This is a genomic window from Nocardioides sp. (genome assembly GCF_035703625.1).
Classification (GTDB): domain Bacteria; phylum Actinomycetota; class Actinomycetes; order Propionibacteriales; family Nocardioidaceae; genus Nocardioides.
In genome coordinates this window covers 1-8,706 of record NZ_DASSXS010000218.1, presented here as the reverse complement: position 1 = coordinate 8,706, position 8,706 = coordinate 1, and the positions used below count along the sequence as shown (strand labels likewise).

The 8,706-nt window shown below is 72.0% G+C and carries 7 protein-coding genes and 1 pseudogene; 2 read left to right on the top strand and 6 right to left on the bottom strand.

What is annotated here, in order from left to right; translation table 11 throughout:
• Positions 1-277: 277 nt before the first annotated feature.
• Positions 278-367 (top strand): annotated as a pseudogene (locus tag VFN12_RS11170) (GIY-YIG nuclease family protein); the annotation flags it as partial.
• A 254-nt stretch (positions 368-621) separates the two neighbouring features.
• On the opposite strand, the gene VFN12_RS11165 reads toward VFN12_RS11170, so the two are convergent.
• The 5 genes from VFN12_RS11165 to VFN12_RS11145 all read right to left on the bottom strand — a co-directional run bounded on the left by VFN12_RS11165 (position 622) and on the right by VFN12_RS11145 (position 7,210).
• Positions 622-1,875 (bottom strand): alkaline phosphatase family protein, encoded by a 1,254-nt coding sequence (locus VFN12_RS11165; protein ID WP_325118755.1) that lies wholly within the window; start codon positions 1,873-1,875, stop codon positions 622-624.
• The gene (locus tag VFN12_RS11160; RefSeq protein WP_325118754.1) at positions 1,872-3,587 is read right to left on the bottom strand and encodes an alkaline phosphatase D family protein; all 1,716 of its coding nucleotides are present in this window, start codon (positions 3,585-3,587) and stop codon (positions 1,872-1,874) included. The genes VFN12_RS11165 and VFN12_RS11160 overlap by 4 nt, the downstream gene beginning before the upstream one ends.
• Before the next feature lie 189 nt (positions 3,588-3,776).
• A complete protein-coding gene (locus VFN12_RS11155; protein ID WP_325118753.1) occupies positions 3,777-5,288 on the bottom strand; it encodes an MXAN_6640 family putative metalloprotease in 1,512 nt (503 codons plus the stop codon).
• A gap of 81 nt (positions 5,289-5,369) precedes the next feature.
• On the bottom strand, positions 5,370-6,029 hold the full coding sequence (locus tag VFN12_RS11150; RefSeq protein ID WP_325118752.1) for a response regulator transcription factor: 660 nt from the start codon (positions 6,027-6,029) through the stop codon (positions 5,370-5,372).
• The gene (locus VFN12_RS11145) at positions 6,026-7,210 is read right to left on the bottom strand and encodes a sensor histidine kinase (RefSeq protein ID WP_325118751.1); all 1,185 of its coding nucleotides are present in this window, start codon (positions 7,208-7,210) and stop codon (positions 6,026-6,028) included. Before VFN12_RS11145 ends, VFN12_RS11150 begins: the two co-directional genes overlap by 4 nt.
• 164 nt (positions 7,211-7,374) lie before the next feature.
• Between VFN12_RS11145 and VFN12_RS11140 the strand changes: the two genes are divergently transcribed.
• Positions 7,375-7,827 carry a hypothetical protein gene (locus VFN12_RS11140; protein ID WP_325118750.1) on the top strand — a complete coding sequence of 151 codons (453 nt, stop codon included), beginning with the start codon at positions 7,375-7,377 and terminating at the stop codon, positions 7,825-7,827.
• Between the two features lie 70 nt (positions 7,828-7,897).
• Here the strand turns inward: VFN12_RS11140 and lexA are convergent, their stop codons facing one another.
• Positions 7,898-8,611 carry a transcriptional repressor LexA gene (gene lexA / locus VFN12_RS11135; protein ID WP_325118749.1) on the bottom strand — a complete coding sequence of 238 codons (714 nt, stop codon included), beginning with the start codon at positions 8,609-8,611 and terminating at the stop codon, positions 7,898-7,900.
• Positions 8,612-8,706 lie beyond the last annotated feature (95 nt).

Sequence of the window (8,706 nt, the reverse complement as noted above, 5' to 3'; positions counted from 1 at the left end):
CCTCCGATGTGGACCACCACCGACCCGGCCGTCGTGCGCAAGGCGTTGACGCGGCTGGCCGGCGGCTGAGTCGCTTGCACCGCACCGGTGGTTGAGCAGCGAGCGTCAGCGAGCGTCGTCGAAACCCCGGAACACTCGGCTGGACGGTGAGTGCGCGGCCCGTCCACAGGTCCTCAGAGCTGCGGTTTCAGACCGCGGTCGACGGGGAGCATCGTCGGACATGGGATGGGCATAGATCATCCAGTGCGCCGACGGCTCCTACTACGTCGGCAGCACCGTGGACCTCGAGCGGCGGATCAGCCAGCACAACCTGGGACTGGGGGCGAGGTACACGCGTATCCCGCGGCGACGACCGGTCACGTTGGTCTGGGCGGCTCAGTTCGACCGCATCGACGACGCATTTCGGTTCGAGAAGCAGGTCCAGGGTGGAGTCGGGCCAAGCGGAAGGCGCTCATTGACGGCAGGGTCGGCGACCTTCCCGGACCCGCGCGTGGGCGGTGTCGGCCGCCCGTACGGCCTGGGGAGCGCGAGCAGCTCCCGGGCTCAATCGATCGCTGCCCACGGTTCCGGGGTTTCGACGACGCTCGCTGCTCAACCACCGCCACCGCTGGCGGGCCGGACTCAGAGGCGGTTGTGCCCGTCGTACCCGCCGGCCGGGGGCCCGAGACCGAAGAACGCTCCGACGGTCGGGGCCACGTCGACGGTGCGCGCCATCTCCGACGAGGCGCTCCTGCGCGGCACCACCGGGTGTCCGCCGCCGACGAAGAACGGGATCGGCTTGGTGGCCGGGTGGCCGTGGTTGCCCGGGATCGGGTTGCCGGACGGGTCCGGCTCGGTGAAGCGCCACCCGGCACGGCAGTAGACGACGACCTCGCCGGCCTCCGGACCCAGCCGGAGCCAGTCGGCGCGGCGGTCGTGGGCGGCCAGGACCCCGGGTGTGGCGGCGGCGATGGAACGCATCCGGCGGACCGCCCGGTCACGGTCGGCGCGCGGCCCGGTCCAGTAGAGGAGGTCGGCGCCCCCGTTCTGGGCGATCTGGACCTTGCCGGCCAGGAACGGGTCCTCCTCGAGGGGTCCGGTCAGACTGATCACCTGGTCCGGGTTCGACCAGTCCATCGAGTGGTCGGCCAGGACGATCACGACCGAGTTCTTCCAGCGGCCGCTCGACTTCAGCAGGTCGACGAACCGCGAGACCTGCGCGTCGGTGTCGGCGAGCGCGGCCTGGCGCAGCGCCTTGACGTCGACCGGGCCGGTCTCGTCGGCGTGGCCCATCCGGTCGACGTCACCGAGGTTGACGAAGACCAGGTTGGGGTCGAACTCCTCGATCATCGACAGCGTCGCGTCCATCGTGAACGCGTCGGGCGCGTGGCCGGAGATCGGCACGATCGGCTCCGGCTCCCAGCGGTGCGTGGCCCGGGTGCCGAAGATGTCGAAGAGGTAGGACTTGCTCAGCACGGTCCCGGTGGTGAAGCCCGCCGCGTTCAGGCGGCCGATGACGGTGCGGGAGCGGATGTCGCGCGGGCGGTCCATCTCGCGGGTCTCGCCGAGGGCCCGGTCGTAGATCGTGTTGGCCGGCACTCCGGTGCGGTCCGGCCGCAGGCCGGTCATCATCATCACGTGGTTGGGGATGGTCTCCATCACCGGCATGGACCTCGCCAGCGGGTGGTTGAGCCCGCCGTCGCGCAGCGCCGCCAGGGTCGGTGTCAGGGGCGGCGTGATCTCGTCGGGCCGGCAGCCGTCGACCACCAGCACGTAGGCGCGCTTGCGCCCCCGGGCGGCGACCGCGGGCGAGCCCACCATCGAGGAGAACAGCAGCCCGGCGGCCCCGGCGGTGACGAAGGTACGCCGGCTGGTGCGGGGGGTGGTCGCGTTCATCGGGCACCTCCGACCGGTCGGTCGACCCGCTCGATCCGGCCCGTCCCGGACCGGGTGACCCACGATGTCTCGTGCCGGATCGTGGCGTCGCGGTCGGCGCGGTCGCTGATCACGAACCAGTCCATCTGTGCCCGCTTCGGCGTCAGGTCGAGGACCGAGAAGCCGTGGTCGTCGAAGTTGAGGTACTTCACGTGCCGGTTGTTGGCCTTGATTCCCTCCTCGACGGCGACGCTGGTCGTCCGTGGGGGTGACCCGGTGATGTCCTTGAGGTTGTTGGAGGTCACCGAGCTGCAGACGAACTCCACGCCCGCGGAGTCGCCGAGGGGGTAGGTCGAGGCGTCGTACGGCAGCTCGCAGGCCCACCCGGAGTGGATGTCGCCGGTGACGAACAGGGCGTCCTTGACCGCGTGGTCCCGGATGTGGCTGAAGACCCGGCGGCGGTCGGCGGTGTAACCGTCCCACTGGTCGACGTTGTAGGGCAGCCCGTCCTCGGGCAGCAGGCCGGTGACGTCGTTGACGGGCTGGACCAGGTCGTCGGGGAGCGAGGCGAAGTTGACCGGCGCGATCATCACCGGGTTGCCGATCAGCTTCCACTGCGCACGGCGGTTGTCGAGGGAGTCCTTGAGCCACTCCAGCTGCCGGTCGCCGGTGATCGTCCGGTCGGGGTCGGAGAGGGCCGGGTCCGGCTGGGGGACGGGGAAGGCGACCTGCTCGACCTGCTTGGAGCGGTAGGTCCGCAGGTCGAGCATGCTGATCTCGGCGAGCTTGCCGAACTTCAGCCGGCGGAACAGCCGGTCGCCGTCGCCCAGCTTGGCCGTCCCGTCCATCCGGACCGGCATCCACTCGTCGAACGCACGGTGGGCCCGGGCCCGGCGGCGCAGGTAGTCGCCCTCGTCCGCCTGGTGGTTCTCAGCGCCGCGCCGCCACTGGTCGTTGGTGACCTCGTGGTCGTCCCAGGTGATGATCCACGGGAACTTCGCGTGCGCGTCCTGCAGGTCGGGGTCGGTCTTGTACTGCGCGTGTCGCTGCCGGTAGTCGGCGAGGGCGACCATCTCCCGCGCCGGCTTGTGCTTGCGGATGTCCCGCTCGCTCTGGCCGTAGCCGTACTGCCCGGGGGCGTACTCGTAGAGGTAGTCGCCGAGGTGCAGCACCGCGTGCAGGTCGTCGCGGGCCGCCAGGCCGCGGTAGGCGCTGAACCAGCCGGCCTGCCAGTTGGCGCAGGAGACGACGCCGAAGCGCAGGTGGTCGGGCAGCGCGTCGTGCGCGGGCGCGGTACGGGTGCGGCCGGTGCGGCTGGTGGCACCGGCGCACCGGAAGCGGTAGAAGTACCAGCGGCCCGGTGCCAGCCCGTCGACGTCGACCTTGACGGTGTGGTCCCGCCAGGGGGCGGTCTCGACGGTGCCCTGGCGTACGACGTTGCGGAACCTCGCGTCGCTGGCCACCTGCCAGGTCACCGTGACCCGGGGGCCCCTGCCCGAGCCCGGGGTGCTCTCGGGGGTGGGCGTGACGCGGGTCCAGAGCAGGACCGCGTCGGGGGTGGGGTCGCCGGAGGCGATGCCGTGCCGGAAGACGGCGTTGGCCGCGGGTCCGGCCAGGGCGGTGGCGGGGGAGGCCAGCGTGCTGGCGACCAGCGGCGCGCTGGCCAGGGTGGCACCGGCGGCGCCGGCGGCGAGCACGGTGCGGCGGGGGAGCTGCGCATGTGTGTCGGTCACGCAAGGAGCAACGACGACGCGGCGACGGCGACACGGGTCATCGGCTGTGACCTCCGTCTGTTCACCGGTTCGTTACGGCACGGCCACCACCCGGACCCGCTGGGGTCGCGGTGGTTGAGCAGGGAGCCTCAGCGAGCGTCGTCGAAACCCCGGGAGGGTCGCGGGGGCCGTGCGGTCGTGGCGGGGCGATCACGGCACGGCCACCACCCGGACCCGCTGGGTCAGGTTGTCGTCGCGGGGGGAGCCGAAGCAGGAGTACGGCGAGATGAGGCTGCGCCCGCACCGGGTGCGTGTGCTGGCGTTGACCAGCGTCACCTCGATCCGGGAGACGCCGCCACCGTTCATCGCGACGGTGAGGGTCTCGTGGCCGAGCCGGTCCGGGCGGACCAGCGTGGAGGTGAGCGGCAGGGTCCCGGCATAGGCAGTGACCACCGCGAGGGAACCGCGGCGCGGGGCGGCCATGTCGAGCTGGACCCGCAGGGCCCGCGGTGAGGAGCCGGTGGGGGTGAATCGGAGAGTGGTGCTGCTCAGGTGGTCGAGGTCGCGGGAGATCCATCCGGAGGTCTGGCCGGCTTCGAGCCGGCGCGTGCCGCCCGGCGGGGCGGTCGGGTAGAGGCCGCCGTCGGCGTACTCGACGTCGGGACGGCGGTTGGCGTCGGCGAACCGGGCGAACTGCCGCGCCAGCGACTCTCCCCGGGCGGCCAGCGTGGCGCGGACCGCCCGGAGCGAGTAGAGGTCCGGACCGCCGGCCGACCCGTCGGCCCGCTGCCACATCTGCCGGACCAGGGGTGACATCCCGGCCGGAGAGGGGAACTGCTCGGCGAGGTAGCGGAAGAAGACCCAGACGCCGTACTGGTGCAGCCCGCCGAGCGCGAACCGGTCCAGCGGGACGCCCGGCCTCCCGAGCGGCCCGTGCCGGAGGTACTGCACGTTGTCGTTGATGTCCGGGTAGACCTCGTCCTCTGCCCAGGTGGCGGTGGCCTCCATGAACCAGGCGTCCTCGAACGCGTCGTAGGCGAACTGGACGGCGTGGAAGTACTCGTGGGCGGCGGTCACGCGCAGGTTGTCGAGCCGGGTGAGGGCCGGGAACTGGCCGGGGCGGTAGTCGTTGTCGAGCACGCAGTAGGCCCACGCGTCGGAGGGCTCGCGCGCCCGGATCCGCTTGTCGGTGGTGCAGTAGCCGTAGAGACCCAGGGCCCCGACGTCGCGGATGTAGATGTCGGTCTTGTTGTTGCCGCCCCGGCCGCCGTCCGGCCGCGGCGGGCGGTAGCCGGCATCGACGTACTGCTGGTGCACGTCGGTGATCGTGGCGACCACCTGGTCGATGTAGGTCGGGCTGGCGGTGGCGGGGTTCCAGTGCACGCAGAACCTGAGGGCGCAGCGCGTACGGCGGGCGGCGGGGCGGGCGAGCAGCCGGTCGGCCTCGCGCGCGGCCGTGCCGCGCAGCTGGCTGCGCACCCGGACCAGGTCACGCAGGGCGAGGGTGGCGTCGCGCCCTGCGCCCACCGTCCGGCGGGCAGCGACCGGGTCCCGGGCCTCGAACAGGTCGCGCGCCTGGGCGAGCGCCTGCCCAGCCCGGCCGGACGCCGCCTCGGGCAGCGACGCGCGTTGGGTGTGTTCGGCGCCGTACGACGACGGCAGGGCAGTGCCGAGCGAGAGCGCGGCAGCGAGGCCCGCTCCGATGGCCCAGCTGAACCGCATGCTTCCCCCTGGCCGAGTGGCGTAGGGCAAGTGAACCCGTCGTGGCGCAACCGTGTGTGAAAAACGGAGTAGACCGGTGGTTCAACCACCCGGATGAACTAGGCCGGACTCGTAGGCGAGGACCACCGCCTGCACCCGGTCGCGCACGCCCAGCTTCATCAGCAGCCGCGCGACATGGGTCTTGACGGTGTTCTCGGAGACGAAGAGCTCCGCGGCGATCTCCGCGTTGGAGAGGCCGCGCGAGACCAGGCGGAGGACGTCGTGCTCGCGCTCGGTCAACCCGGTCAGGTCGGGGGAGCGGCGCGGTGCCCGTTGCGCGAACTCCTCGATCAGTCGCCGGGTCACCGAGGGCGCGAACAGGGAGCCTCCCTCGGCGACCACCCGGATCGCGGTCGTGAGCCGGTCCTCGGGTGCGTCCTTGAGCAGGAACCCGCTGGCCCCGGCCCGCAGCGCGTCGTAGACCACCTCGTCGAGGTCGAACGTCGTGAGCACCAGGACCCGGGGAGGGTCGACCGCGGCGGTGACCACGCGGGTGGCCTCGATCCCGTCGACCTCGGGCATCCGCACGTCCATGAGGACCACGTCGGGGGCGAGGTCACGGCAGGCCGCGATCGCCGCGCGCCCGTCGGCCGCCTCGCCCACGATCTCGAGGTCGGGCTCGGCGGAGAGGATCATCCGCAGGCCGGTGCGGACCAGCGGCTGGTCGTCCGCGATCACCACCCGGATCGTCGGGTGCGTCATGAGACCTCCAGGGCGTAGGGAAGGACGGCGCGGATCTCGAAGCCGCCGTCGAGCCCCGGCTCGGCGGTCACGTCGCCGCCGACCACGGCCACCCGCTCCCGGATGCCGATCAGGCCGTGGCCACCGCCCGGCTCGGTGCCGTAGACCGGTCCCGGGATGCCGTCGTCGCTGACCGTGACCGCGAGGGCGTCGGCGCTGTAGTCGAGGACCACCCGCGCCCGGGCTTGCGCCGCGTGCTTGAGCACGTTGGTCAGGGCTTCCTGCACGATGCGGTACGCCGACAGGTCGACGCCGGGCGGCAGGTCCTGTGGCGTGCCGACCACCTCGACCTCCACCGGCACGCCGGACTGCCGGACGTGGGCGACCAGCTCCTCGAGGTGGGCCAGGGAGGGCTGGGGGGCGTGGTTGTCGGTGGCGAGGCCTTCGGGCTCGGTGTCGCGGAGCACGGCGAGCAGCCGTCGCATGTCGCCGAGCGCGGCGGTGTTGGTCTGCTCGATCGCGTCCAGCGCCTTCCGGGCGCCGTCCGGGTCGGAGGTGAGGGTGCGTCGCGCGCCACGGGCCTGCAGGACGGTGACGGAGATGGCGTGGGAGACGACGTCGTGCAGCTCACGGGCGATCCGGGACCTCTCCTCCGCGACCGCCCGGGCGGCCTGCTCCTCCTGCTCCCGGCGCAGGCGCTCGTTCTCGGCGTCGAGCTCGGACTCGCGCTGGCGCCGCAGCCGGATCGCGAGCCCGGCGGCCCACGGCCCGCCCACGAAGAAGACGGCGAACCCGACACTGCCCGCCGAGATGTCGGAGATCGCGACGTCGTTGTCCACGGCGTCCCCGATCGCGAAACCGCAGATCGAGCCGACCACGCACACCACCCCCACCCAGGCCTCCAGGCCACCGGCCCAGCGCCCGACGGAGTAGTGCGCGATCAGGAAGATGGCGACGAACGCGATCGACTCGCCGTCCGAGGCGGGAGAGCGCCAGAGCACGACGAACAGGGAGGCGAGCACCACGAGCAGGCCGACGACGGGAAGGCGCCGCCGTACGGTCAGGGCTGCGCTCGCCAGGACGGCTGCGGCGACCGAGACGAGGTCTCCGCCGTACGCCAGCGTCTCGACCACGAACACCATCGCGAGCACGCCGGCGAGCAGCACGTCGCCGTACTTCCTCGACGCGGCGCGCAGGTCCATGCGACGACGGTAGGGCCGCGCGGGCCGTCGCGTAGTCACTCCTGAGAATGACGGCCCACTCACCCGCAGGGGTGGCAGCGAACCGCTCCGGCGCGTGACGACCGGGAGGGGGCCGCGGCCCAAGACTCGTGGTCATCAGATCCGACGCTTCGAAAGGACCGGCCATGACCACCGTGACCACCACCCCGAGCACCACCCCCACCACCCGCTCTGCGGGCCTGATCGGCGCGACGGTCGCCGCCGTCGCCGCCGTCCTCACCACCCTGTTCGCCCACGGGTGGAGCGAGGTCATCCTGATGGTCGCGCTGATCGCCGTCGCCTCGGCGGCGGTCTACGGCTTCGTCGTCCCGCGTGCGCTGCGTCGTGAGAGCTGCGGCGGTACGGCGCTCGCCCTCGCCGTCCCCGCGGCCCTGCTCGCCGCCCCGGCCTTCTGGTCCGGGGTGCCGCTCGTGCTGGGGGTCGCTGCGGTGCTCGTCGGCAACTCCGGCCGCCACGCACCCACCGGCTCCGGCAAGGCGATCGCCGGGCTGGTGCTCGGCGCCCTGGCCGCCCTGTTCTACCTGTCGATCTACGTGATGGAGGGGTTCGCCGGCAACACCGGCTTCCTCCTCGGCTGACCCGCCCGAAACTGACAAGAAATCCGCTGACCCGCCCGAAAGTTTCGGGCGGGTCAGCGTGGGTGTCGGGTCAGACGCGGCGCAGGACCGCGGTGACGATCCCGAGGATGGAGGCGTGGGTGCCGTCGATCGGCTCGTAGGCGTCGTTGTGGGGGAGCAGCCAGACCTTGCCGTCCTTGCGCTGGAGGGTCTTGACCGTCGCCTCGTCGTCGAGCAGCGCGGCGACGATCTGGCCGTTGTCGGCCGTCTGCTCCTTGCGGATCACGACGTAGTCGCCGTCGCAGATCGCGGCGTCGACCATCGAGTCGCCCTTGACCTCGAGCAGGAAGAGGGTGCCCTCGCCGACGAGCTGCTTGGGCAGCGGGAAGACGTCCTGGACCTGCTCCTCGGCGAGGATCGGGCCACCGGCCGCGATCCGGCCGACGACGGGCACGTAGGAGGCGGCGGGCATCGTGTCGCCCACCCCCGTCTCGTCGATCGAGGTCTCCTCGGCCGAGGACATCGAACGCCGGGCCGCCATCACCTCGGGCAGGAACACCTCGAGGGCCCGCGGCCGGTTGGGGTCGCGCTTGAGGAAGCCCTTCTCCTCGAGCACCTTGAGCTGGTGGGCCACGCTGGAGGAGCTGGTCAGCCCGACCGCCTGGCCGATCTCGCGCATGCTCGGCGGGTAGCCGCGCTGCTCGATGGAGTCCTTGATGTGGGCGAGCACCCGCTGCTGGCGCGGGGTCAGGCCGGTGGCGTCGGGAGGACCATCGGGGAGCTCGGTCACGGTCTTCTTGGGCATGGGGTCACGGTAGTCGCGCGAGACGGCCGTTTTCAAACATCTGTTCGAACAGCGTGTCGCGATGACGATGGGTGACCAGCGCCGGTGGTTGAGCA

Coding starts and splice junctions, on each gene's coding strand:
- VFN12_RS11165 (WP_325118755.1), bottom strand. CDS start 1,875: ATGAACGCGACCACCCCCCGCACCAGCCGGCGTACCTTCGTCACCGCC.
- VFN12_RS11155 (WP_325118753.1), bottom strand. CDS start 5,288: ATGCGGTTCAGCTGGGCCATCGGAGCGGGCCTCGCTGCCGCGCTCTCG.
- VFN12_RS11150 (WP_325118752.1), bottom strand. CDS start 6,029: ATGACGCACCCGACGATCCGGGTGGTGATCGCGGACGACCAGCCGCTG.
- VFN12_RS11145 (WP_325118751.1), bottom strand. CDS start 7,210: ATGGACCTGCGCGCCGCGTCGAGGAAGTACGGCGACGTGCTGCTCGCC.
- VFN12_RS11140 (WP_325118750.1), top strand. CDS start 7,375: ATGACCACCGTGACCACCACCCCGAGCACCACCCCCACCACCCGCTCT.
- lexA (WP_325118749.1), bottom strand. CDS start 8,611: ATGCCCAAGAAGACCGTGACCGAGCTCCCCGATGGTCCTCCCGACGCC.